This window comes from Amycolatopsis roodepoortensis (assembly GCF_014873915.1).
Lineage (GTDB): Bacteria > Actinomycetota > Actinomycetes > Mycobacteriales > Pseudonocardiaceae > Amycolatopsis > Amycolatopsis roodepoortensis.
This window is the reverse complement of record NZ_JADBEJ010000005.1, coordinates 343,253-366,139: the sequence shown is the minus strand read 5'-3', so window position 1 is coordinate 366,139 and position 22,887 is coordinate 343,253. Positions and strand designations below refer to the sequence as shown.

At 69.6% G+C, this 22,887-nt stretch carries 21 protein-coding genes; 11 read left to right on the top strand and 10 right to left on the bottom strand.

The window, feature by feature from the left end; genetic code table 11:
* The first annotated feature begins 99 nt into the window (after positions 1–99).
* The 3 genes from H4W30_RS21225 to H4W30_RS43755 all read left to right on the top strand — a co-directional run bounded on the left by H4W30_RS21225 (position 100) and on the right by H4W30_RS43755 (position 2,645).
* Positions 100–1,704, top strand: a complete 1,605-nt coding sequence (locus H4W30_RS21225) for an alpha/beta hydrolase (RefSeq protein ID WP_192744458.1) — start codon at positions 100–102, stop codon at positions 1,702–1,704.
* A 222-nt stretch (positions 1,705–1,926) separates the two neighbouring features.
* Entirely contained in the window at positions 1,927–2,400 is a 474-nt protein-coding gene (locus H4W30_RS21220; RefSeq protein ID WP_225949802.1) for a nucleotidyltransferase domain-containing protein, read from the top strand.
* Positions 2,289–2,645 carry a hypothetical protein gene (locus H4W30_RS43755; RefSeq protein WP_225950755.1) on the top strand — a complete coding sequence of 119 codons (357 nt, stop codon included), beginning with the start codon at positions 2,289–2,291 and terminating at the stop codon, positions 2,643–2,645. Before H4W30_RS21220 ends, H4W30_RS43755 begins: the two co-directional genes overlap by 112 nt.
* Here H4W30_RS43755 and H4W30_RS21215 read toward each other — a convergent pair.
* Both H4W30_RS21215 and H4W30_RS21210 read right to left on the bottom strand, forming a co-directional pair.
* The gene (locus H4W30_RS21215; protein WP_192744457.1) at positions 2,635–2,982 is read right to left on the bottom strand and encodes a darcynin family protein; all 348 of its coding nucleotides are present in this window, start codon (positions 2,980–2,982) and stop codon (positions 2,635–2,637) included. The two genes, H4W30_RS43755 and H4W30_RS21215, sit on opposite strands and share 11 nt — an antisense overlap.
* Positions 2,983–3,001: 19 nt before the next feature.
* Positions 3,002–4,420: an MFS transporter gene (locus H4W30_RS21210; RefSeq protein ID WP_225950064.1), complete on the bottom strand. Its 1,419-nt coding sequence runs from the start codon at positions 4,418–4,420 to the stop codon at positions 3,002–3,004.
* 144 nt (positions 4,421–4,564) lie between these two features.
* Here H4W30_RS21210 and H4W30_RS21205 point away from each other — a divergent pair, with 144 nt between their 5' ends.
* Together H4W30_RS21205 and H4W30_RS21200 are read left to right on the top strand one after the other, a co-directional pair.
* The gene (locus H4W30_RS21205) at positions 4,565–5,518 is read left to right on the top strand and encodes a LysR family transcriptional regulator (protein ID WP_192744455.1); all 954 of its coding nucleotides are present in this window, start codon (positions 4,565–4,567) and stop codon (positions 5,516–5,518) included.
* A gap of 135 nt (positions 5,519–5,653) precedes the next feature.
* Positions 5,654–6,124 (top strand): MgtC/SapB family protein, encoded by a 471-nt coding sequence (locus H4W30_RS21200; RefSeq protein ID WP_225949801.1) that lies wholly within the window; start codon positions 5,654–5,656, stop codon positions 6,122–6,124.
* Between the two features lie 319 nt (positions 6,125–6,443).
* Here the strand turns inward: H4W30_RS21200 and H4W30_RS21195 are convergent, their stop codons facing one another.
* On the bottom strand, positions 6,444–7,247 hold the full coding sequence (locus H4W30_RS21195) for an alpha/beta fold hydrolase (RefSeq protein ID WP_192744454.1): 804 nt from the start codon (positions 7,245–7,247) through the stop codon (positions 6,444–6,446).
* A 75-nt stretch (positions 7,248–7,322) separates the two neighbouring features.
* A complete protein-coding gene (acnA, locus tag H4W30_RS21190) occupies positions 7,323–10,130 on the bottom strand; it encodes an aconitate hydratase AcnA (RefSeq protein WP_192744453.1) in 2,808 nt (935 codons plus the stop codon).
* A 341-nt stretch (positions 10,131–10,471) separates the two neighbouring features.
* Here acnA and H4W30_RS21185 point away from each other — a divergent pair, with 341 nt between their 5' ends.
* The 5 genes from H4W30_RS21185 to H4W30_RS21165 all read left to right on the top strand — a co-directional run bounded on the left by H4W30_RS21185 (position 10,472) and on the right by H4W30_RS21165 (position 15,487).
* On the top strand, positions 10,472–11,827 hold the full coding sequence (locus H4W30_RS21185; protein ID WP_192744452.1) for an NlpC/P60 family protein: 1,356 nt from the start codon (positions 10,472–10,474) through the stop codon (positions 11,825–11,827).
* 2 nt (positions 11,828–11,829) lie between these two features.
* Complete coding sequence (mobA, locus tag H4W30_RS21180; RefSeq protein WP_192744451.1) at positions 11,830–12,372, top strand: molybdenum cofactor guanylyltransferase; 543 nt, start codon at positions 11,830–11,832, stop codon at positions 12,370–12,372.
* 116 nt (positions 12,373–12,488) lie between these two features.
* On the top strand, positions 12,489–13,559 hold the full coding sequence (locus H4W30_RS21175) for an AAA family ATPase (protein WP_034306533.1): 1,071 nt from the start codon (positions 12,489–12,491) through the stop codon (positions 13,557–13,559).
* A 66-nt stretch (positions 13,560–13,625) separates the two neighbouring features.
* The gene (locus H4W30_RS21170) at positions 13,626–14,510 is read left to right on the top strand and encodes a DUF58 domain-containing protein (RefSeq protein WP_225950060.1); all 885 of its coding nucleotides are present in this window, start codon (positions 13,626–13,628) and stop codon (positions 14,508–14,510) included.
* Positions 14,507–15,487: a VWA domain-containing protein gene (locus H4W30_RS21165; RefSeq protein WP_034306538.1), complete on the top strand. Its 981-nt coding sequence runs from the start codon at positions 14,507–14,509 to the stop codon at positions 15,485–15,487. The genes H4W30_RS21170 and H4W30_RS21165 overlap by 4 nt, the downstream gene beginning before the upstream one ends.
* Before the next feature lie 165 nt (positions 15,488–15,652).
* Here H4W30_RS21165 and H4W30_RS21160 read toward each other — a convergent pair whose 3' ends face one another.
* Positions 15,653–16,114: a tRNA (cytidine(34)-2'-O)-methyltransferase gene (locus H4W30_RS21160; RefSeq protein ID WP_037337394.1), complete on the bottom strand. Its 462-nt coding sequence runs from the start codon at positions 16,112–16,114 to the stop codon at positions 15,653–15,655.
* 111 nt (positions 16,115–16,225) lie between these two features.
* Between H4W30_RS21160 and H4W30_RS21155 the strand changes: the two genes are divergently transcribed.
* The gene (locus tag H4W30_RS21155; protein WP_192744450.1) at positions 16,226–17,821 is read left to right on the top strand and encodes an alkaline phosphatase D family protein; all 1,596 of its coding nucleotides are present in this window, start codon (positions 16,226–16,228) and stop codon (positions 17,819–17,821) included.
* Here the strand turns inward: H4W30_RS21155 and H4W30_RS21150 are convergent.
* The 5 genes from H4W30_RS21150 to H4W30_RS21130 form a co-directional block, all read right to left on the bottom strand.
* Entirely contained in the window at positions 17,809–18,240 is a 432-nt protein-coding gene (locus H4W30_RS21150) for an acyl-CoA thioesterase (RefSeq protein WP_192744449.1), read from the bottom strand. The genes H4W30_RS21155 and H4W30_RS21150 overlap by 13 nt on opposite strands.
* A 207-nt stretch (positions 18,241–18,447) precedes the next feature.
* Entirely contained in the window at positions 18,448–19,731 is a 1,284-nt protein-coding gene (locus H4W30_RS21145) for an alpha/beta hydrolase family protein (RefSeq protein WP_318780636.1), read from the bottom strand.
* Between the two features lie 146 nt (positions 19,732–19,877).
* Positions 19,878–20,819, bottom strand: coding sequence for a TAXI family TRAP transporter solute-binding subunit (locus tag H4W30_RS21140; protein ID WP_192744448.1), 942 nt, complete (start codon positions 20,817–20,819; stop codon positions 19,878–19,880).
* Positions 20,816–22,219: a sensor histidine kinase gene (locus H4W30_RS21135; RefSeq protein WP_192744447.1), complete on the bottom strand. Its 1,404-nt coding sequence runs from the start codon at positions 22,217–22,219 to the stop codon at positions 20,816–20,818. Before H4W30_RS21135 ends, H4W30_RS21140 begins: the two co-directional genes overlap by 4 nt.
* A 3-nt stretch (positions 22,220–22,222) precedes the next feature.
* Positions 22,223–22,885: a response regulator transcription factor gene (locus H4W30_RS21130; RefSeq protein ID WP_192744446.1), complete on the bottom strand. Its 663-nt coding sequence runs from the start codon at positions 22,883–22,885 to the stop codon at positions 22,223–22,225.
* Positions 22,886–22,887: the final 2 nt, after the last annotated feature.

Genomic DNA, 22,887 nt, shown 5'->3' with positions numbered 1-22,887 from the left:
GTGTTACGCGCCGTGACGTCGGCGGCGCATCGTGCGACGTGGTCCGACACGTCGCCAGCCGAGGGAGGAGTCGTTTTGCCGAGATCCACAAGGAGGCCGGTGCGCGGTTTCGCACTGGTAGGGGCACTCGTGGCCGGCGCCGCGCTGACCGGGGCGTCCGGAACGGCGGTGGCCACCCCGGAGGCCGGGCCGCCCGCCGCCCAGGTCGGCGCGACGGCGCCGGTGAACTGGGGCACCTGCACGGCGGACCAGATCCGCGGTGTTCCCGCCGACCAGGCCAAGTTCTACAGCTGCGCGCGGTATCGCGTGCCGATCGACCACGACAACGCGGCGCTCGGCACCATCGACATCGCGATGCTGAAGCGGGCGGCGAAGACGCCCGACAAGAAGGTCGGCTCGCTGTTCCTCAACCCGGGCGGTCCCGGCGGTTCCGGGTTCCGGATGCCGATCGGCGCGGCGAACTACTTCCAGCCGCAGGTGCTCGACCGGTTCGACCTGATCGGGTTCGACCCGCGCGGGGTCGGGGCCAGCAACCCGCTCAAGTGCTTCACCACGCAGGAAGACGCGGACGACGTCTTCTCCGCGCAGATCCCCGTGCCGCTGACCCGGCAGGAGATCTCCGGGACCCTGGCCTCGTACCGCGACTACGGCCAGTTCTGCAAGAACAACGCGGGCGCGCTGCTGAACCACATGTCCACCAAGGACGTCGTGCGTGACCTCGACAAGATGCGGGCGGCCGTCGGCGACCAGAAGCTGACCTTCGTCGGCTTCTCGTACGGGACCCTGATCGGGTCGACGTACACGTCGATGTTCCCGAAGCAGAGCCGGGCGATCGTAATCGACGGCAACGTCGACCCGGCACTGCGCACCAGCGACGGCGTGCAGTACGACCGCGAGCGCGCTCGCGGCTTCGAGATCGCGCTGGACGGCTTCCTGCGCAAGTGCGCGCAGGTCGGGCCGAAGTGCTCCTTCAGCGCGGGTACGCCGCGGGAGAAGTTCGACGAGATCCGCGGCTACCTGCGCCAGCAGCCGATCAAGCTGCCGGACGGGAGCAGCTACGACATCAACGCGTTCACCAGCACGGTGGCCGGGGTGCTGTACTCGCCGACGTCGTTCCCGCCGCTGGCCGACGACCTGCAGGCGCTGTACAACATCGTCCACCCGCCCGCGGCGCAGACGCAGGCGGCCCAGGCCGTGGAGCTGAAGGTGCTGCGGTCGGGAGCGAACGGGCGCGCGGACGCGAACCCGGACAGCCCCTACACCGGTGACGACTCCTACTTCGCCGTGAACTGCTCCGACAAGAAGATCACGATCAAGCAGGAGAAGGTTCCGGAGATCGCCGCGAAGTGGGAGAAGGAATCGCCCACTTTCGGTCGCTACCAGGCGTTCTCGGATATCGCAGGCTGCCCCGTGTGGCCGGCGAAGAAGCCGGACGTCTACCGCGGCCCGTGGCAGGCCAAGACCGACACCCCGGTGCTGGTCATCGGCAACTACTACGACCCGGCGACCCAGTACCTGTTCTCGAAGCGGATGGCCGACCAGCTGGGCAACGCCCGCCTGCTCTCGGTCGACGCCTTCGGGCACTGCATCCTCGGCGACTCGCTCGGGGTGGACAAGGTGACGGCCGACTACCTGATCGATCTGAAGGTGCCTGCCAACGGCCAGGTCTTCCAGCCGAACGTCCAGCCGTTCGAAACCGCCTGATCCAGGGCCGATGAACACGAAGGCCACCGCCCACGGCGGTGGCCTTCGTGGCGTTCGGGACCGGTCCCGAACGCCCGGCCCTAGTGTTCCGGGCGGGGAGGGCCGGATCGGCCGGACGAACTGCTCGTCCAGGAGATCCGGGTGGGTAACCAGGGCACCGGCTTCGGCTTGGTCGCGGCCGCCGGTGCGCCTGGCTCACCCATCTCCCGGCATGCTGGACGGATGGATGCCGTCCGTATCGCTCGCGAAGTGGTCGAGACTCGTTTCCCTGCGGCGAGGGCCGCGATCCTCGGCGGAAGCGCGAACACCGGAAGGCGCACCGCGAGTTCGGATCTCGACGTCGTCGTGTTCCTCGACGGACCGCCCGCGCCGTACCGCGAAACGACCGAACTGGACGGCGTCCCGGTCGAACTGTTCTGCCATACCGCCGAGTCGTACGAGGGCTTCGCCGATCGGGAGACGGCGGACCGCCGCTCGCCTTTGCTGCACATGTGCGGCGAAGGCGTCGTTCTCCTCGACCGCGACGGTTTCGGACGTAGGACGCGGGCGGACGCCGGGCGCGCCTGCGCGCCGGGCCTCCGCCGTTGTCCGCGGCAGACCTGGAGGACCGCCGTTACCTGCTCACCGATCTCCTGGACGATCTCGACGGGGCCGGCGATCCCGATGAGCTGGTCTTCATCGCCGATCGGCTGCTGATCGCGGTCGCCGAGCTGGTCCTCCTGACAGGTGGCCGGTGGCGATCCCACGGCAAGTGGCTCCTGCGACGGCTCAGAGAGGCCGATCCGGAGATCTGCCGGGAACTCCTGCTCGGCTACCGCCAGGTCGTGTGCGCGGGGGATCCGGCTCCACTGTGGCGGGTCGCCGCCGGTGTTCTCGACGGTGTGGGAGGCCGTCTTCTGGTGGGCTACCGGCGAGACGCTCCGGCCGGCTTCAGACGTTGACGCTCGCGTAGGCGTCGAGACCGTAATTCGCCGCGTACGCGTTCTCGACCCCGACCAGAAGGTCGACGACCTCGAAGTACCGGTCCCAGAAGGGCGTCTCGCGCAGCGCCTCGATGAGCAGCTGGTACGAGTGATGGTCGTCGGCCTCCCACACCCACACGTCGGTCACTCTCGCGGAGTAGAACTCCGTGTCGAAGAACCGGGACCGGACACCCTTCACCTTGCTCTCGATCACTGGGAGGATTTCGGTCTTGAAGGCCTTCACGCGCTGTTCGACGGTGAGGCCGAGCCATTCCGGCGTAATCTTCACCAACATGAAAGCGGTCACTTCGGACATGACGATTCCTTTCGGTCAGCTACTTGGTTTCGCGGGAAAGTCGTGATTGGAGGACGACGAGCGCCCCGAGGACGAGCACGCTCACACCGATCACCCGCAGCGCCGTGCTCGCGGCGGTGACGAACGCGGAGATCACTTCGGGAGATCGCCCGGGCACGGCCGACAGCGCCTGTGCCACGGTGTGCGGATCGTGGTCCGCGCGGATGTCGGACGGCAGCGCGGTGACGAACCGTCCGGTGAGGACGGTGCCGATGACCGCGACCCCGAGCGCACTGCCGAATTCTCGGGTGGTGGCTTGCAGTCCGGCGCCCACACCGGCCTGCGACGGCGGCAGCGAACCGGAGATGGCGGCGGACAGGGTCGGAAGGGCCAGCGTGACACCGATGCCGGTCACCGCCAACCAGGCGGCGTAGACCGGGTACAGCGTCGAAGTGTCACTTGTGGACAGTCCGACCAGGCCGCCGCCACAGAAGACGAACGCGATGGCGATGACAGCGTCGACTCCGTAGCGCTGGACGAGCTTGCCCACGTGCCGCGCGCCGAGGACGACCGGGACGGTCAGCGGGATGATCCCGAGCCCGGTCCGCAGCACATCGAAACCCCTGCCGTACTGGAGGAAGGACGCGTTGACGTAGAACAGCGCGAACATCCCGAAGAAGATCGCGGTCATGCCGAGGCAGGCGCTTCGCAACGCGGGTACGCGGAACAGCCGGGGGTCGAGCAGCGGGTGCTCGGCCTTCAGTTCCACGAACGTCCACAGCGCGAAAAGCACGACCGCACCGGCGAATCCGGCCAGGACGATCGGGCTGCCCCAACCCGCTTCAGGCCCCTCGACGATGCCCAGCAGCAACGCGACGGACGCGCCGACCAGCAGGACGGCGCCGAGCGGACTGAGCGGGCGGTCGTGCCTTGGTGACACCGGCGCGATCCGGGCGACGAGCACGACGAGCGTCAGCGAGACCGGGACGGCGGCCGCGAACAGCCAGCGCCACGATCCGCCCGCCAGTACCGCGCCGCCGCCCACATTGCCCACCACGCCACCGATGCCCGTCATGGAAGCCCAGGTCGCGATGGTGACGCCCTTGCGTTCGGCGGGGACGGCGTGCAGCAGCACGGCGAGCGTGTTGGGCAGCACCGCGGCGGCCCCGATCCCCGTGATCGCCCGGCCCGCGAGCAGGAGGGGCACGCTCGGCGCGAGCGCCGAGAGCAGCGCGCCGAGCGCGAACAGTGCCAGACCGGCGAGCAGGACGCCTTTGCGGCCGAAGCGGTCGCCCGCCGCTCCGCCGGGGATCACGAGACAGGCGAAGAAAACGACGTAGGTGTCGACGATCCAGATCAGTGCCGACGCGGACGGATGGAGGTCGCTCGCGGCCAGCATCGGGACGGCGAGGTTGATCGCGGCGACCATGCCGACCATGAGCACGACACAGCCGCACATGACGGCCAGCAGGCCGCGCCGGTTCGTCGCGGCTTCGGGGACGTCGCGGATTCGAAGTCGGAGTGGCATGCCCACGACGCTATGGGCCTGCCGGCTCTTCGTGCCACGCAACTTTGGCAAGCCACAGTTGCGTACGATGCAACCATGGCCGACCAGCTGGACCTCAACCTTTTGCGCGTGTTCGACGCGTTGCTGCGGGAAGGCAGCGTGACAGCGGCGGCCGAACGGCTGCATCTGTCGATCCCGGCGGCGAGCCGGGCGCTGGGCCGGCTGCGGCGGGCCATGGGCGACCCGATCCTGGTGCGCGCCGGCCGCGGGATGGTGCCGACGCCGTTCGCGCTCCGGACGGCCCCGCGGGTGCGATCCCTGCTCGACGAGGCGTCGGCCCTCATCAGCGCCGACCGCGAGCTGGCGATCGGAGACCTCGAACGCACCTTCACCATCCGCATCAACGACGGTGTCGCCGCGACCTTGGTGACGGCCGCCGCCGAGGCGACCGCCGCGGTCGCGCCGGGTGTCGTCCTGCGTTTCGTCGCCGAAGGCAGCGAAAGCGCCGAAGCGCTGCGAGACGGTTCGGTGGATCTCGACATCGGCGCGGGCGACATCACCGCGCCCGACATCCGTTCGACGCGGCTGTACCACGAACGCGTGGTCGCGATCGTCAGGGCGGACGGGCCGCTCGGCGGCGTGCGCCGCCCGACGCTGGCGCAGCTCTGCCGGTATCCGCACGTGTCCGCTTCACGGCGCGGCCGGGGCAGGGGACCGCTCGACGACGTGCTCGAGGCGGCCGGTCTCCAGCGCCGGGTCGCGGCGGTCGTCCCCACCTCCGCCGTCGCCGCGTTCCTGGTCTCGTCGAGCGACTACATCGGGCTCGCGCCGCAGCGGCTCGCCGAGCAGTACGGCCGGTCGCTCGGCATCCGCTGGTTCCCGATCCCCGCGGATCTCCCGCCCATCGAGGTCTGCCAGCTCTGGCACGCGCGGCTCGACGCCGACCCGGCCCAGCGCTGGCTACGTGACACGATCCACGCCGCGCTCGGAGCGTCCGGTGGTAAAGTCCCGAAGGTTGATCAACACCGATCGAGTACGAAAGCGAGGTGAGCGGCACATGCCGGAAGACAGTCCTGGACCGGCCGGACGTGGTCGCCGTTCACCCGTGTGCGCGGTGCGCTGACCTTCTCCGGCCTCCTTTCCCTGTCTGGCTTTGTGTACGCACGCCAGAAAAGAGCCGGAATCATGAACACCTTCGAAATGCTGCTCAGGGTCGGCACCGGCGTCGGCCTCGGCGCCGTCATCGGCATCGAGCGCCAGTACCGCGCCCGGATGGCCGGACTCCGCACCAACGCCCTCGTCGCCGTCGGAGCGACCCTCTTCGTGCTGCTGTCCGCCCACGGTTTCGGCGGGCTGAACACCAGCGGTGACGCGGACCCGACGCGCGTCGCAGCCCAGATCGTCTCCGGTATCGGTTTCCTCGGCGCCGGGGTGATCCTGCGGGACGGGCTGAACGTGCGCGGGCTCAACACCGCGGCCACGCTGTGGTGCTCGGCGGCCGTCGGATCCCTTGCGGGAGCGGGACTTTACGTCGTCGCGCTCGCCGGGACCGTGGTGATCGTCGGGGTCAACGTGCTGCTGCGCCCGCTCGGCCGCGTCGTCGACCGCCGTCCGGAGCACCGGGAAGACGACCTCGTGAGTGGTAATGACGGTTAGCGCGAAGGGCTCCTTCCCAAGTACATGAAGGCCCCCTTTACTGCGCTAAGCGCAATGAAGGGGTCCTTCATGGCATGGTGGCGTGCTCGTCAGCCGGGCTGAAGGGCTTTCGCTGCATCTGATGCGGTGATGGGCCCCTTCGTGTCTTGCTGGGGCGCCGGAGCGTCGCCACCTTCGTCTTATGGGGCGGGGGAACCCGCCGTGTCGCCGTGTCTCGGCCCCTGCAGTCGGGCGGTTTCGCGTGACTGCAGGGACGACACGCGATCAGACGGACGACACGCGTGTCCAGGCGGACGACTCGTGGCGGACGCGACGCCACTTACGAGCAGGCCAGGAAGTCCAGCAGTATCCGGGAGAACTCGGCGGGTTTCTCCAGATTGATCATGTGCGCGACCCCGGGGACGACCAGTTTCCGGGCGTCGCGTGCTTCGCTTTCGATCTGGTCGGCGATGGCGGCGATATCCGTGGAATCCAGGTCTCCCACCAAGGTCAGCGTGCGCGGGGTCAGCTCGCCGGTACGTTCGATGGCGCGTAGCTCATCCATCTGCGTGAAGCCGGACAGACCGTGCCGGACGACCGTCTGCGTGTACATCTCTCGGCACAGGCTCCGGACCCGCAGATCGACGTCCGCGGGCGCGCGCTTCGGCCCGTCCACCCACATGCGCAGGATGCACTCGATGGCGGCGGGAAGATCACCCCGGGCGCCCGCCCCTTCGAGCTTCTTGGTCTGTTCCAGGACGAAAGGATCCTTCGGCACCATCGCGCTGAGCCCGGTGGCGACCAGGACGAGATTTTCGACGAGATCCGGGTAGGTCAGCGCGAAATCGGCCGCGATCCGCCCGCCGCCGGACAACCCGACCAGCGAAGCGCGGGGGAGTCCCAACGCGGTCATCAGCTCGCGGAGATCCTCGTAGTGCTTGAATCGCGCTGCCGGCGTCGAGGAATCGCCGTGCCCGCGCGCGTCGTACCGGATGGCGGTGTGGTGACGTGCGAGCGCCGTCATCTCCGTGTCCCACATCCGGGAGTCGAGTATCCCGCCGTGCAGCAGGATCACCGGATCGCCTTCACCTCTGACCTCGTACGCCAATTCGCCGTTCTCGACCTGAACTCTCCCCGTGGTCATACGGCCACGCTACCGAAGAACACGAAGGGCCCCTTTCCCCAAAGTGCGGGGAAAGGGGCCCTTCGTGTGCCGTGCTTACGCCTGGGTCATCTTCCGCAGGACGTACTGCAGGATGCCGCCGTTGCGGTAGTAGTCCGCCTCACCCGGGGTGTCGATGCGGACGTCCGCATCGAACTCCACCTTGGTGCCGTCGGTCTTCGTCGCGGTGACGTGGACCGTGCGCGGGGTCTCGCCGTCGTTCAGCTTCGTGATACCCGAGATGTCGAAAGTCTCGGTGCCGTCGAGGCCGAGCGACGAGGCCGACTCGCCCGCCGGGAACTGCAGCGGGATGACACCCATGCCGATCAGGTTCGACCGGTGGATGCGCTCGAACGACTCGGTGATCACCGCGCGCACACCCAGCAGGCGCGTGCCCTTGGCCGCCCAGTCACGGGACGATCCGGAGCCGTACTCCTTGCCGCCCAGGACGACCAGCGGGATGTCCTGCGCCGCGTAGTTCTGCGCCGCGTCGTAGATGAACGCCTGCGGGGCGTCGTCCTGGGTGAAGTCGCGGGTGTAGCCGCCCTGCACGTCGTCCAGCAGCTGGTTGCGCAGCCGGATGTTCGCGAAGGTGCCGCGGATCATGACCTCGTGGTTACCGCGACGCGAGCCGTAGGAGTTGAAGTCCTTCTTCTCCACGCCGTGCTCGGTCAGGTACTGCGCGGCCGGGGTGCCCGGCTTGATCGCGCCGGCGGGGGAGATGTGGTCGGTGGTGACCGAGTCGCCCAGCTTCGCCAGCACGCGCGCGCCGGAGATGTCGGTGACCGGGGCGGGCTCCGCCTGCATGCCCTCGAAGTACGGGGGCTTCCGGACGTAGGTGGACTCCGCGTCCCAGTCGAAGGTCTTGCCCTCGGGGGTGGGCAGCGACTTCCACCGCTCGCCACCGTCGAAGACGTCGGCGTAGTCCTTGGTGAACATCTCCTGCGTGATCGCGTAGTCGATGGTCTCCTGGATCTCCTTGGCCGACGGCCAGATGTCCTTCAGGAAGACGTCGTTGCCGTCGGTGTCCTGGCCGAGCGGCTGGTTCTCGAAGTCGAAGTCCATCGTGCCGGCGAGCGCGTACGCGATGACCAGCGGCGGCGACGCGAGGTAGTTCATCTTCACGTCGGGGTTGATGCGGCCTTCGAAGTTCCGGTTGCCCGAGAGCACCGAAACCGCCGTGAGGTCGTTCTCCTGGATCGCCGCGGAGATCTCGTCCGAGAGCGGACCGGAGTTGCCGATGCAGGTGGTGCAGCCGTAGCCGACCAGGTGGTAGCCCAGCTTCTCCAGGTACGGCCAGAGGCCGGCCTTGTCGTAGTAGTCGGTGACGACCTGCGAACCCGGCGCCATCGAGGTCTTGACCCACGGCTTGACCGCGAGGCCCTTGTCGACCGCGTTCCGGGCGAGCAGCGCCGCGCCGAGCATGACCGACGGGTTGGAGGTGTTGGTGCAGGAGGTGATCGAGGCGATCACCACGGCGCCGTGGTCGAGGATGAACTCACCGCGGTCGGGGCTGCTGACCTTGATCGGGTTGGTCGGCCGGCCGCTGTGGCCGTTCGCCGCCGACTGGATGTCGACCGCGCCCTCGTCCTTGAACGAAAGGGCGGCCGGGTCGCTGGCCGGGAAGGACTCCTCGACGGCTTCGTCCACGTTGGTGTGCGGGACCTCTTCGCCGCCGACGTAGTCGTGGATCGACTTGCGGAAGGAGTTCTTCGCGTCGGTGAGCTCGATACGGTCCTGCGGGCGCTTCGGGCCGGCGATCGACGGCACGACCGTCGACAGGTCCAGCTCGATGTACTCGGAGTACTCCGGCTCGTGCGACGGGTCGTGCCAGAGGCCCTGCTCCTTGGCGTAGGCCTCGACGAGCGCGACCTGCTCCTCGGAGCGGCCGGTGAGCTTCAGGTAGCGGACGGTCTCCTCGTCGATCGGGAAGATCGCCGCGGTGGAGCCGAACTCCGGGCTCATGTTGCCGATGGTGGCGCGGTTGGCCAGCGGCACCGCGCCGACGCTCTCGCCGTAGAACTCGACGAACTTGCTGACCACACCGTGCTTGCGCAGCATCTCGGTGATAGTGAGCACGACGTCGGTCGCGGTCACGCCGGTCGGGATCTCGCCGGTGAGCTTGAAGCCCACGACGCGCGGGATGAGCATGGAGACCGGCTGGCCCAGCATGGCCGCCTCGGCCTCGATGCCGCCGACGCCCCAGCCCAGCACGCCGAGGCCGTTGACCATGGTGGTGTGCGAGTCGGTGCCGACGCAGGAGTCCGGGTACGCCTGGCCGTTGCGGGCCATGACCGTGCGCGCGAGGTGCTCGATGTTGACCTGGTGCACGATGCCGGTGCCCGGCGGGACGACCTTGAACTCGTCGAAGGCGCCCTGGCCCCAGCGCAGGAACTGGTAGCGCTCGCGGTTGCGCTCGTACTCGATCTCGACGTTGCGCTCGAAGGCGTCGGCGCGGCCGAAGACGTCGATGATGACGGAGTGGTCGATGACCAGCTCGGCGGGGGCGAGCGGGTTGACCTTGTCCGGGTCGCCGCCGAGGTCGGTGACGGCCTCGCGCATGGTGGCGAGGTCGACGACACAGGGGACACCGGTGAAGTCCTGCATGATCACGCGGGCGGGCGTGAACTGGATCTCGATCGACGGGTCGGCCTTGGCGTCCCAGTTGCCGAGGGCGCGGATGTGGTCGGCGGTGATGTTCGCGCCGTCCTCGGTCCGCAGCAGGTTCTCGAGCAGGATCTTCAGGCTGTAGGGAAGGCGCTGGGAGCCCTCGACCTTGTTCAGGCGGAACACCTCGTACGAGGCGTCGCCCACCTTCAGCGTGTCTTTGGCGCCGAAGCTGTCCTTGCTGGCGGGTGCGGTCACTTCTAACTCCAGTGGCGGGTCAGTTCGGTGAGTTCTCCAGGCCGTTCGGGTCGGCCGGGAGCGAGTCTTGCGCACCCCCACCGTAGGTCCGGACGCGGGATGGCACACCTCGTTCGTCTCTTCAAACAGTACGCCCGTCCTTTTTACCTGGCAAGCCGACACGCGGGTCACGAAGGTCTCATCGACCTGCGGCCGTTCGAGTGACGAAGCGTTCGTCTGTTCGTCCCCCGTTGAGGGGAAATGGTGCCTACGGTGTGTAAGTTCCTGGTGGTGCTTCTGGTAATGCTGTGACGGCAGTGGCACAGTGAGGTCGTTGTTCAAGATCGGGAGGTGGGTGGATCGTGCGTGGTGAAACCGGGTCTGGGGCCGGTGTCCGCCGTGGCGCGACCATCGGCGCGCTGGGCATCGCCCTGTTGCTCGGGGTGACGGGTACCGCCATCGCGGTACCGCCGCCCCCGCCGAACCCCAGCGATTCCGAGATCAACTCCAGCAAGGCCGAGGCCAACGCCAAGGCGGGTGACGTCGGCAGGCTCACGAACCAGCTGGCCCAGGCCGAGTCGAAGCTCGCGCAGCTGAACGACGACGTCCAGCTGAAGATGGAAGAGGCCAACAAGGCGAGGGTCGACGCGGAGACCGCGCAGGACGAAGCCGCGCAGGCCGATCGCGACGCGAAGGCCGCGCGCACGGAATCCGACGCCGCGCAGGCCGCCATCGACAAGGCCCGCGCCGACCTCGACCGGTTCGCCGCCGCCAGCTTCCAGCAGGGCAGCAAGATCGGCTCGGTTTCGGCCTACCTGACGGCCAACAGCCCGAAGGAGCTGCTCGGCCGCGCCCAGATGCTCGACGCGGTCGGCGGCAGCAGGCTCAACGCGCTCGACACGATGAAGCGCGCGCAGACGGACAAGTCCAACAAGGACGCGACCGCGCGCAAGAAGCTGGAGATCGCGCAGGAGCGCAAGCGCGCTGCCGACGCGGCCAAGCACGAGGCCGACAACGCCCAAAGCGCCGCGCAGCACGCGCAGGACACCCAGGCCGCGCAGAACCAGAAGCTCGAAGCCGATCGCGCGAGCGTCGAGAAACAGCTCTTCGAAGCGCAGCAGAAGGTCAGCGGCCTGCAGGGGCAGCGCCAGCGTTACGAGGACTGGAAGGCGCAGAAGGCTCGCGAGGACGAGGAACGTGCCCGTCAGGCCGCTCTCGCCGCGTCGAGGCCCAGCCCCAGTCAGGGCGGCGGTGGCCGTCCGACCGGCAGGCCCGTCCAGTCCGCTCCCGCCGGGGCGAGCGTCGAAGCCGTCGTCCGGCGGGCTTTGTCGCAGCTCGGAGTGGTGTACGCCTGGGGCGGTGGCAACACGTCCGGGCCGACGCGCGGTATCCGCGACGGTGGCACGGCGGACCGTTACGGCGACTACAACAAGATCGGCTTCGACTGCTCGGGCCTGATGATCTACGCGTTCGCCGGGGTGAAGTCGCTCCCGCACTACAGCGGCTACCAGTACAACGCCGGGCGAAAGGTGCCGCTGTCCCAGATGCGCCGCGGCGACATGCTCTTCTGGGGCGGCAGCGCGCGGGGCATCCACCACGTCGCGATGTACCTCGGCAACGGGCAGATGGTCGAGGCGCCGCAGTCCGGTCTGCGGGTCCGCATCGCGCCGGTGCGCTACGGCGGCATCATGCCGTACGCGACCCGCTTGATCGGCTAGTCATGACGTACGCGGGCATCGTGCTGGCGGGCGGCGCCGCGCGTCGCCTGTCCGGTGTGGACAAACCCGCGCTCCCCGTCGGCGGGAAGCCCTTGCTGGCCAGGGCTTTGGCCGCGCTCGCGGACGCCGACCCGGTGATCGTCGTCGGCCCGGAACGGCCCGGATTCGGCGACGTCGTCTGGACCCGGGAGTCTTCGCCGGGAACGGGGCCGGTGGCCGCGCTGGCCGCCGGTCTCGCGTTGGTGCGCACCGAGCTCGTCGTGGTGCTGGCCGGTGATCTCGCGGGCATCCGGAAGTCCACTGTGGACAGGCTGCTGGCCGGTCTCGGGACCGCCGCGGGCGCGGTGCTGGTCGACGCCTCGGGGGAGCGGCAATGGCTGCTCGGCGCCTGGCGTGCGGAGGCACTGCGCGAGGCTCTGCCGGAGACGGTGGAGAACGCGTCGCTGCGGCGGACGCTGGGCGGGCTGGAGATCGTCGAGGTGCCGGGGGAACCGGGCGAGAGCGACGACATCGACACGCCCGAGGATCTGGACCGCCTCTCTTAGAGCTTCACAGCCGTCATACCGCTGATCGGGTTGGCTACCGTCACGAACGGCTGTGTCACCGACCACTACGGTCACATCCGGACGCATGTACGCAAGCGGGGAACACAGGAGGCACAGTGACCGAGCCCGGCTACGCCGACGGCGCGCAGCAGCAGCCCGGAACGCCGGCGCGGGACGCCCAGTTGCTTGAGCGGACCGTGTTCGAGGTCAAGCGGATCATCGTCGGCCAGGACAGGCTGGTCGAGCGGATGCTGGTCGGCCTGCTGGCGAGGGGGCACCTCCTGCTCGAAGGCGTTCCCGGTGTCGCGAAGACGCTCGCCGTCGAGACCTTCGCGCGCGTGGTCGGCGGTTCGTTCTCGCGGGTTCAGTTCACCCCGGACCTCGTTCCCGCCGACATCCTCGGCACCCGGATCTACCGCCAGGGCGCCGAGCGGTTCGACGTCGAACTCGGCCCGGTGGTGGCGAACTTCGTGCTCGCCGACGAGATCAACCGCGCGCCGGCGAAGGTGCAGTCGGCGATGCTCGAGGTGATGGCCGAGCGGCACGTGTCGATCGGCGGCCAGACCTTCCCGATGCCCGACCCGTTCCTCGTGCTCGCCACGCAGAACCCGATCGAGAACGAGGGTGTGTACCCGCTGCCCGAGGCGCAGCGTGACCGCTTCCTCTTCAAGATCGTCGTCGAATACCCGACGGCGGAGGAGGAGCGGGAGATCATCTATCGCATGGGCGTCACCCCGCCCACCCCGCAAGAGGTGCTGACCCCGGCCGAACTGGTGCGGCTGCAGAACGTCGCTTCGCAGGTCTTCGTGCACCACGCGCTGGTCGACTACGTCGTCCGCCTCGTGCTCACCACCCGTACGCCGAACGACCACGGTCTCGCCGACGTCGCGGGCTGGGTGTCCTACGGCGCCTCGCCGCGCGCCAGCCTCGGCATCATCGCCGCGGCCCGTGCGCTGGCACTGGTCCGCGGCCGGGACTACGTGCTGCCGCAGGACGTAGTCGACGTCGTTCCGGACGTGCTGCGGCACCGGCTCGTGCTGTCCTACGACGCGCTCGCCGACGGCGTGCCCATCGACCACATCATCACGCGGGTGCTGCAGACCGTGCCGTTGCCGCAGGTCTCGGCCCGTCCGCAGGGCGGCGCCGGGCAGGGCGGCCCGGTCCCGGCCGGCGCACCGGTCAGGTAGGGAAGCGTGAAGAACGAGAAGGGCGAACGTCCTTCCTGGGCTCCGCCGGTACTCCGCGGGGAGCGGATGGAGGCGGGCCTGCGCACGCTCGAACTCGACGTGCGCCGCCGTCTCGACGGCCTGCTGCAGGGGAACCATCTCGGCCTGGTGCCGGGGCCCGGTTCGGAACCGGGGGAGGCCCGGCCTTACCAGCCCGGTGACGACGTCCGCCGGATGGACTGGGCGGTCACCGCGCGGACGACGAGCCCGCATATCCGGGAGACCGTCGCCGACCGTGAACTGGAGACGTGGCTGGTGGCGGACGTGTCCGCGAGCCTCGACTTCGGCACCGCGCTGTGCGAGAAGCGCGACCTGGTCGTCTGCGCGACGGCCGCGGTCGCGCATCTCACCGGCGGTGGCGGCAACCGGATCGGCGCGCTCGTCTCCAACGGGGCCGGCAGCATCACGCGGATCCCAGCGCGCGGCGGGCTCCCGCACGCGCGGGGACTAGTCCGCAAGATCGCCGAAACCCCGCGTGCCGAAGAAGGTGTCCGCGGGGATCTCGCCGCGGCGCTGGAGAAGCTGCGGCGCCCGCCCCGCCGTCGCGGCCTCGCCGTCGTGATCTCCGACTTCCTCGGCGACACCGAATGGCAGCGGCCGCTGCGTGCGCTCGGCGGGCACCACGATCTCATCGCCATCGAAGTCCTCGACCCGCGCGACATCGACCTGCCCGACGTGGGCACCGTCGTGCTGGCCGACCCGGAGACAGGGAAACAGCGCGAAGTGCACGCTTCGGCCTTGCTGCGCAAGGAATTCGGCGCCGCGGCGCACGCTCACCGGCAGGAGGTCGCGGCCGCGCTGCGCCGCGCCGGTGCCGCGCATCTCGTGCTGCGCACCGATTCGGACTGGATCGCGGACATGGTCCGGTTCGTGGTGGCCCGCAAGCGCCGCTGGTCCGGAGGTGTCGCGTGAGCCTCACCGGATTCGCCTCGCCGTGGTGGTTCCTGCTGCTGCTGGTGGTCGCCGCAGTGGCCGTGGGCTACGTGCTTTCCCAGCGCGCGCGGCGCAAGCGCACCATGCGGTTCGCCAACCTGGAACTGCTGGAGAAGGTCGCGCCGAAGAGCCAGGGATGGGTGCGGCACGTCCCCGCCATCCTGATCGTGCTTTCGCTGCTGGTGCTCACCGTCGCGCTCGCCGGGCCGACGGCCGAGCAGAAGGTGCCCCGCAACCGGGCCACCGTGATGCTGGTGATCGACACCTCGCTGTCGATGGAGGCGACCGACGTCGCCCCGACCCGGCTGAAGGCGGCCCAGGAGTCGGCGCGTTCGTTCGCGCAGAACATGACCCCTGGGGTGAACCTCGGGCTGATCTCCTTCGCGGGGACGGCGACCGTGCTGGTCGCGCCGACCACCGACCGCGGCGGCGTCGTGAAGGCGATCGACAACCTCAAACTGGCGCAGTCGACAGCCACCGGTGAAGGGATTTTCGCCGCGCTGCAGTCGATCGAGAGCTTCTCGGCGATCGTGGGCGGCGCGGAAGGCCCGCCGCCCGCCCGGATCGTCCTGATGAGTGACGGGAAGCAGACCGTTCCGGACGACCTGTACGCCCCGCGTGGCGGCTACACGGCGGCGCAGGCGGCGAAGCAGGCCCAGGTGCCGATCTCGTCGATCGCGTTCGGGACCACGCACGGCTCGGTCGACATCGACGGCAAACCGCAGGAAGTCAAGGTCGACGTCGAGTCGTTGGAGGAGATCGCGCGGCTTTCGGGTGGCGACTTCTACAAGGCGGCCAGCGCCGAAGAGCTGAAACGCGTGTACGACGACCTCGGTGAGCAGATCGGGTACGAGCTCAAGGACGCGGACGCGAGCCGTCCTTGGGTGATTCTCGGGACTTTGGTGTTGATGATCGGTGCCGCAGCTTCGCTGTTCTTGGGGCAGAGACTGCCGTAGCGGCCTTGCCGGGAGTGGCGGCTTTCGCAACGCGGGCTCGGGCGATCCGGACGTGACCCGACAGCTTCCGGGTCCTTCCCGCGTCGACGTCGCGAAAGCCACTTTCGCGACGTCTGATGTCCCGAAAGTGGCTTTCGCGACACCTGTGACGCCCTGTGGCGGGAGCTACGGAGTCGCGAAGCCGTTCTGCCGCCAGGCCTCGTAGACGCTGATGGCCGCGGTGTTCGACAGGTTCAGCGACCGGCTCGACGGCAGCATCGGCAGCCGCACCCGGTCGGTCACCTGTGGGGACTCCTGGATCTCGGCGGGCAGCCCCGCCGACTCCGGCCCGAACATCAGGACGTCCCCGGGTTCGTACGCGACGTCGGTGTGCAGCCGCGTCGCCGAAGCGCTGAACGCGTAGACCCGGGCGGGCAGCAGCGCCGCCCAAGCCGCGTCGAGGTCCGCGTGCACGTGGACGCGCGCGAGGTCGTGGTAGTCGAGCCCGGCTCGCCGTAACTGCTTGTCCTCCAGCGTGAAACCGAGCGGCTCCACCAGGTGGAGTTCGCAGCCGGTGTTCGCGGTCAAGCGGATCGCGTTACCCGTGTTGGGCGGGATTTCCGGGCGGTAGAACAGGATGCGGAACACGAGGGTTGATCGTCTTTCGTTCACGGGCGCTTCGCCTGAGCGCGGCCGGGCGGCCATCAAGCCGGACGAGCATGAGGCCCGCCCGTGACCATCCCACCACAGGAGGGCTTCATGCCTTCGCTCCCTCACCCCCTGTCGCGGCGTCGCTTCCTCGGATATGGCTCCGCCGGCGCGGCCGCAGTCCTGCTGGGGACCGGTGCCTGGAACGCCGCCGGCGCGATGCCGCTCGCCAGCGGTGCCGGTAACCCGTTCACCCTCGGTGTCGCGTCGGGCGACCCGTTGCCCGGCGGTGTCGTGCTCTGGACCAGGCTCGCGCCGAAGCCGTACGAGGCCGACGGCTTCGGCGGGATGCCGCGGACGCCGGTCCGGGTCGAGTACGAAGTGTCGCTCGACGAGCGTTTCCGCGCCGTCGTCCGCCGCGGATCCGTGGTCGCCACGCCCGAACTCGGTCACTCCGTGCACCCGGAGGTCCATGGCCTCGCGCCGGACCACGAGTACTTCTACCGCTTCCGCACGGGCGGTGAGATCTCGCCGGTCGGGCGCACCCGCACGGCGCCGGTCGCGTGGTCGTCGCCGCGCGAGCTGAACTTCGCGTTCGCGTCCTGCCAGAGCTGGGAAGCCGGCCACTTCACGGCGTACGACCACATGGCGGCGGAGGATCTCGACCTGGTCGTGCACCTGGGCGACTACCTCTACGAAAGCGGTGTCACGGGTGTCGGCCGCGGCACGCCGGTGGGCCCGCAGTTCAAGGGTGAGACCTTCGACCTGGCCCGCTACCGGCTCCAGTACGCGCTCTACAAGTCCGAAGCGCCGCTGATGGCCGCGCACGCCGCCTTCCCGTGGATCCACGTCAACGACGACCACGAGGTGGAGAACAACTGGGCCGGCGACATCTCGCAGATCGACAAGGAACCGGACCAGGACCGCGCGGTGTTCCGGCAGCGGCGGGCCGAGGCGTTCCAGGCGATGTACGAGCACCTGCCGTACCGCATCGCCCAGCTGCCGAAGGGGCCGGACGCGCGTCTCCACCGGCGGCTGAGCTACGGCACGCTGGCCGACTTCACCATGCTCGACACCCGCCAGTACCGCGACGACCAGCCGTGCGGTGACGGCCAGTCGGCGAACTGCACGGAACGGTTCGACGAGAACCGCACGCTGCTCGGCTCGGAGCAGCGGAACTGGCTGCTCGACGGCTTCTCCCGGTCGCGCGCGCGGTGGCAGATCCTCGGCAACCAGGCGCCCATGGGCCAGACCGACACCGACGCGGGCGAGGCGACGAACGTCCACCTCGACCCGTGGGACGGCTACGTCGCCGACCGCGACCGCGTGCTCGCCGCGGCGCAGGACCGCGGGGTACGGAACCTGGTGGTCATCACCGGCGATCGGCACCAGAACTACGCCTGGGACCTCAAGCGCGACTTCACCGACCCCGATTCGCCCACGGTGGCGAGCGAGTTCGTCGGGACGTCGATCACCAGCGGTGGCAACGGCGCCGACATGACGCCGGCCGGTGAGAACCTGCTGAAGGCCAACCCTCACATGAAGTTCTTCAACAGCCAGCGCGGGTACGTCCGGGTCAACGTCAACCGGCAGCGCTGGCGGAGCGACTTCCGGGTGGTTCCGTTCGTCAACACCCCCGGCGCGCCGATCAGCACGCGCGCCAGCTACGTCGTCGAAGACCGGCGGCCCGGCGTTCAGTCCGGCTGAGCGGGCAGGAGGGCGGCGTACACCTCGCGCACCGACGCGGGTGGCGCCGCCTTCTTGAGCGTCTTCGGATCGACGAAGACGTACCGGGTCTTCACCTCGGTGCACAAGTCGCCGCCGCGGGTGATCTCGAAATCGATGATCAGCGAGGTCGTCCCGAGGTGGTCCAGGTACACGGCCACGACCAGTTCGTCGTCGTAGCGGCAGGGCGCGCGGTAGCGGAGGTTGGATTCGGCGACGACGACGTCGACACCGCGGGCCAGCGCCTCTTGGTGGGAGCCGAAGAGGGCTTTCTCCACTTCGAACATGGCCATGTCCACGTAGGCGAGGTAGTTGGCGTTGAACACGATGCCCTGCCCGTCGCATTCGTGGTAGCGCACGCGCAGCGGCATTTCGACGATCGGTTTCCGAGGCTCGGTCACGGTTCCAACCTACGTGAAGGGCTTCTTCCCTTGGTTCGAGGATGAGTGGGCGGCTCGTTCAGTGGTTCCGATGGCCTGGCGTCGAGCTCTTGTGTCGTGAAGGGCCCCTTTGAGACCTTCATCGTCTCAAAGGGGCCCTTCACGACATCCCCACGGACCGCGGCCACTCACGTGAGCGCCTGCCTGGAGTCCTTCACGCGCGTCCGGTCAGTCGATGAAATCGATGTTCGGGTGGCGAGGCGACTCGCCGTCGAACAGGTGCCGGTCCCGGCCTTTCAGGTGCAGATCGAAGAACGCGCCGATGTAGTCCCGTTGCGCGGCTACGGACCGACGCGGATCGATCGTGCCGATGACCGCCTCACGCTTCTCCGGCGCCACCCGCGAGCCGAGCTGCGGCACCACGACCTGCAGGTCGCTGTACGCCATATGCGTGCTTCCGCCGCGCAGCAGCAGATCTCGCTTCCAGCCCTGCTGATTGGCCCAGAAATCCGCCCAGCTGCGGTCGAAGTCGGGCTGTCGGTGCGTGTGCTCGAGTGGTTTGCCGTTCTCGTCGACACCCTCGGCGCCCATCAGCAGGAACGGCCGGTCGAGACCGCGTTTCGTGACCTCACCGGGCACGTACGCGCTGCCGGGCGGGTACCCGAACGCGGTCGCCATCGCGCCGTCGAGGTTGATCCCCGCGTCGACACGGCGGTCGTGGACCATCGTCTCGCCCGCGGTGAACCCGCCGTAGGAGTGACCGTAGGCGCCGACCTTGGACAGGTCGAGCGACCAGCCGAGCCCGCGGGGGAGCGGCCGGTTCTCCGCGTCCGGGTTCTGTCCGCGGGTGATCTTCGCCAGCTGGTCGAGGACGAACCGGCTGTCGGCGACCCGCGCGTCGAGCGCCTTCTTCATGAAGTCGGGCCCTTCGCCCGAGACGGCCGTTTCGAGCCGCCCGCCGGGGAACTCGACCGCGGCGCTCTCGTAGGTGTGCGAGAGCGAGACGACGACGTATCCGCGGCTCGCCAGGTCGTCGACGATCGCCGTGTACGTCTCCCTCGGCCCGCCGAAACCGGGGGAGAAGAGCGCCACCGGCTTCGGTGCGCCGTGCGCCGCGGGGACGCCGATCTCGGCCCGCCGCTTCGCCGACGCCCAGTCGATGGAGCCCGCGGGAAGACCGAGGTAGTCCTCGCTCGCCAGCACCTGGTCGATGACGGAGCTCATCCCGGGCGTGAACCACGGCGCGCGCGGTCCCTCGGCGAACCGGTCCGCCGGATAGGTGACGGTGACCATGAGTTCCCGGCGCCGCTCCGGTTTCCATGGATCGGGGCGGGAGGGGTCGACGAGGTGGAGGTCGGTCGTGCCGACCTCGTGGTGGCCGGTGAGGGCCGGTGCGGTGAGTTTGGCCTGGTCGGCCGCGACGGCGGGGGCCGCCGTGGCGAGCCCGCCCGCGAGCGCGAGGCCCGCGATCAGCGCCGAACCCCGCGCCACCCTGGTGCGTCTCGATGACACTGTCCCCACTGGACCCTGTCGCGACGACCGCATGAATTCGTCCACTGCGGGAGGTCCTTCCGGATCGGGGCGGCCCGACGGCCGCCTGTTTCCGACCATGGCAGCGCCCCGGTGCGACGCGCATCCCTCTGAAGATGGAGCCAGGGTCACCCGTGCAGGGCACGGTAGGCCGAGGCGGCACCGGGATGCAGCGGGACCTTGCCGGTGCCGATCAGCGTCCGGACGTCGAGGAACTGCGTCCCCACCGCGGCCGCCGGGACGAGATCGGCGGCGTGCCCGGCCAGAACCCGGGTCACCGCCGCGGCGACGTCGTCCGGCAGGGAAGGGGCCGCCAGCAGCAGGTTCGCCACGCCGATCGTCCGGAGCTCGCCCACTCCCTGGTAGGCCTGCGCCGGGACGTGGACCTGGTCGTACACCGGGCCGTAGCCGGTGCGCAGGGCGGGGAGGTGGGCGTCGAGCGGGAGAAGGGTGATCGGGGTGGTCCGGTTCAGTTCGGTGAGCGCGGGGGTCGGAATTCCGCCGGACCAGAGCAGCGCGTCGACCTCGTGCGCCGCCAGCGCGTTGATCGCTTCACCCAGAAGGAGGTTCTTCGCCTTCACCGGGACCCCGGCGCGGGCGAACAGGCGCGTGCTGAACACCGCGACGCCGGATCCGCTCGCGCCCATCGCCACCGGCCGCCCGGTCAGATCGGCGACCGAGCGCACCCCGCCGTCCACCCGGACCACGAGCTGGTGGTAGTTCTCGTAGACGCGGCCGATGGCCGAGAACGCGATCGGCACGGAGAACGGCTCCGCGCCGGCGAAGGCGGACTCGGCGACGTCACCGAGGACGAGTCCGAGATCGGCGCGGCCGTCCCGTAGCCGCCGCAGGTTCTCGACACTGGCTTCGGTGGCGACGGCGGTCGCCCGCAGCCGTGGTTCCGCCCGGTTCAGCTGCTGGGCGAGGAGTTCCGCGAAGGCGAGATAGAACCCGCCGCTCTCGCCCGCCGCGATGACGACCTCACGCTCCGGGCCCCGGTAGCCCGCGCTCGAACAGCCCGCGAGTGTCGCGAGCCCGGCGAGGAGCGCGGTGCGCCTGGTGACCGTCATGCCTTTTCCCTTGCCGCGAGAGGAAGTTCGACGCGGACCTCAAGCCCGTGTGGTTTCGCCTCACGCAATTCGAGTTTCCCGCCCCTGGCGAGCACGTGCTGGCTCGCGATCGCGAGGCCGAGGCCCGTGCCGCGTGGCGCGCCGTCGCCCCCGGCCCGCCAGAACCGTTCGGTCGCGCGTTCGCGGTCCTCTGTGGACAGTCCGGGGCCGTTGTCGGACACGAAGAGTGTGGCCGTCGTGTCTCCGATCTCGTAGCCGGTGGCGATCGTGGCGCCGCGTCCCGCGTAGTGCACCGCGTTGTCCAGCAGGACGTCCAGGACCTGGGCCAGTTCGCTTTCCTCACACCGCACCGGAACCGGCTCGTCGTGGCCTTCCGCCGCCGCGAGGGCGACTCCCGCGTCTTCGGCGGAAGGACGCCACGCGTCGACCCGTTCGGCCAGGACGGCCGGGAGATCGCAGGGCTCGTCGCCGGATTCACCGGCGGCGAGCCGGGTCGCGGTGCTTTCCGCGAGGGCCAGCGCGAGCAGGCCGTCGAGCAAGGACTCCAGCCGTTCGACCTCCGCGACCGTCGCGCGATAGGCACGCTGGCCGTCGCCGTCGACCTGCGCGGCCAGAGAATCCACGCGCAACCGCAGGGCGGCCATGGGATTCCGCAGCTGGTGCGACGCGTCCGCCACAAGCCGCCGTTGCTGTTCCGATGCCTCCACGACGGCGTCGGACATCCGGTTGAACGACGTCGCGAGGGAACGCAGCTCGCGGGGCCCGGCCCGGTCGGGAACCTGGGCGCGATGCCCTTCGGTCACCGCCTGCACGCCGGTTTCCAGTTCGTGCAACGGCCGCACCATCCAGCGCGCCAGGAGGACGGCGAGCAGCACGAACACCGCCGCGACCAGTACCGCGCCCGCGACGATCGCGGACCAGCGCGCGGCGACGTCGGCGGCCGCCGTGGTCACCGACGCGCGGAGCACCACCACACCGGCCACCCGGGTCCCGGTGCCCACCGGACGGGCGAAATGGACCGGATCGGCCGACCACGGGCTCAGCTGTTCGGGGCCTTTGGCGGGCTGGTTGCGCAGCGCGGCCTCGACGAGCGAGCGCACCACGGGTTCCGCCGCGGTCATCCCGCCGGTCTCCACCAGCGGGACCCCGCGCGCGTCGACCACCACGACGGCCTCGCCGTATAACGACGAATACCGCTCGGCGTCGACCGCCAGCGCGGTCGTGTCACCCGCGTCGACGGCCTGCTGGGCGAGGACGACGAAGCGGTCGACGTCGGCGTTGCGGGCGATCACCAGCTGCTGGGTCCGCTGCGCGGCGGTCGACCCGAACAGGGGGATCGCGAACGCGGCGACCACGGTCAGCGCGAGCGCGACGAGGACGACCAGCAGCCGGGTGCGCACCGGTCAGTCCCGGCCCAGCCGGTAGCCGAAACCCCGGATCGTGGTCAGCAATCCCGGCCTGTCGAGCTTCGCGCGCAACTGGGTCAGATGGACATCGAGCGAACGGGAGACGGCGAGATACGCGTCGCCCCAGACCTCGTCCATCAGCTGCTGGCGGCTCACCGCCGTGCCCGGCCGGGCGGCGAGCACGGCCAGCACGGCGAACTCCTTGGCGGTGAGCCCGACGTCGTTCCCGCCGACCAGCACACGCCGCGCGCCGAGGTCGATCTCGACGTCCTCGATCCGGACGACGCCGTCCTGCGGTGCGGCGGAGACGGCGGCACGGCGGACGACCGCGTCCATCCTCGCCAGCAGTTCGGCCAGGCGGATGGGCTTGGTCAGGTAGTCGTCGGCGCCGAGTCGCAGCCCGCGCACCACGGACCGTTCGTCCCCGCTCGCGGTGAGCACGAGCACCGGCACCGGCGACACCTGACGGACCTTCCTGAGCACGTCGAGCCCGTTCATGTCGGGCAGGTTAAGATCCAGCAGGATCACGTCGGCGGCGCGATGCCGGTGCAGGGCGTCGCTGCCGCGGATCGCGTGGGAGACGGTGTGGCCGCGCGTTTGCAGCGCTTCGGCGAGCGCGTCGGCGACACCGGCGTCGTCCTCGACGAGCAGCACCCGCACGG

Excerpts from the sequence above, each read along its gene's own strand:
- H4W30_RS21195 (WP_192744454.1), bottom strand. The coding sequence starts at position 7,247 with ATGACCACGGGGAGAGTTCAGGTCGAGAACGGCGAATTGGCGTACGAG.
- mobA (WP_192744451.1), top strand. The coding sequence starts at position 11,830 with ATGACGTACGCGGGCATCGTGCTGGCGGGCGGCGCCGCGCGTCGCCTG.
- H4W30_RS21140 (WP_192744448.1), bottom strand. The coding sequence starts at position 20,819 with ATGACGGTCACCAGGCGCACCGCGCTCCTCGCCGGGCTCGCGACACTC.
- H4W30_RS21220 (WP_225949802.1), top strand. The coding sequence starts at position 1,927 with ATGGATGCCGTCCGTATCGCTCGCGAAGTGGTCGAGACTCGTTTCCCT.
- H4W30_RS21155 (WP_192744450.1), top strand. The coding sequence starts at position 16,226 with ATGCCTTCGCTCCCTCACCCCCTGTCGCGGCGTCGCTTCCTCGGATAT.
- H4W30_RS21170 (WP_225950060.1), top strand. The coding sequence starts at position 13,626 with ATGGAGGCGGGCCTGCGCACGCTCGAACTCGACGTGCGCCGCCGTCTC.
- H4W30_RS21205 (WP_192744455.1), top strand. The coding sequence starts at position 4,565 with ATGGCCGACCAGCTGGACCTCAACCTTTTGCGCGTGTTCGACGCGTTG.
- H4W30_RS21215 (WP_192744457.1), bottom strand. The coding sequence starts at position 2,982 with ATGTCCGAAGTGACCGCTTTCATGTTGGTGAAGATTACGCCGGAATGG.
- H4W30_RS21200 (WP_225949801.1), top strand. The coding sequence starts at position 5,654 with ATGAACACCTTCGAAATGCTGCTCAGGGTCGGCACCGGCGTCGGCCTC.
- H4W30_RS21210 (WP_225950064.1), bottom strand. The coding sequence starts at position 4,420 with ATGTGCGGCTGTGTCGTGCTCATGGTCGGCATGGTCGCCGCGATCAAC.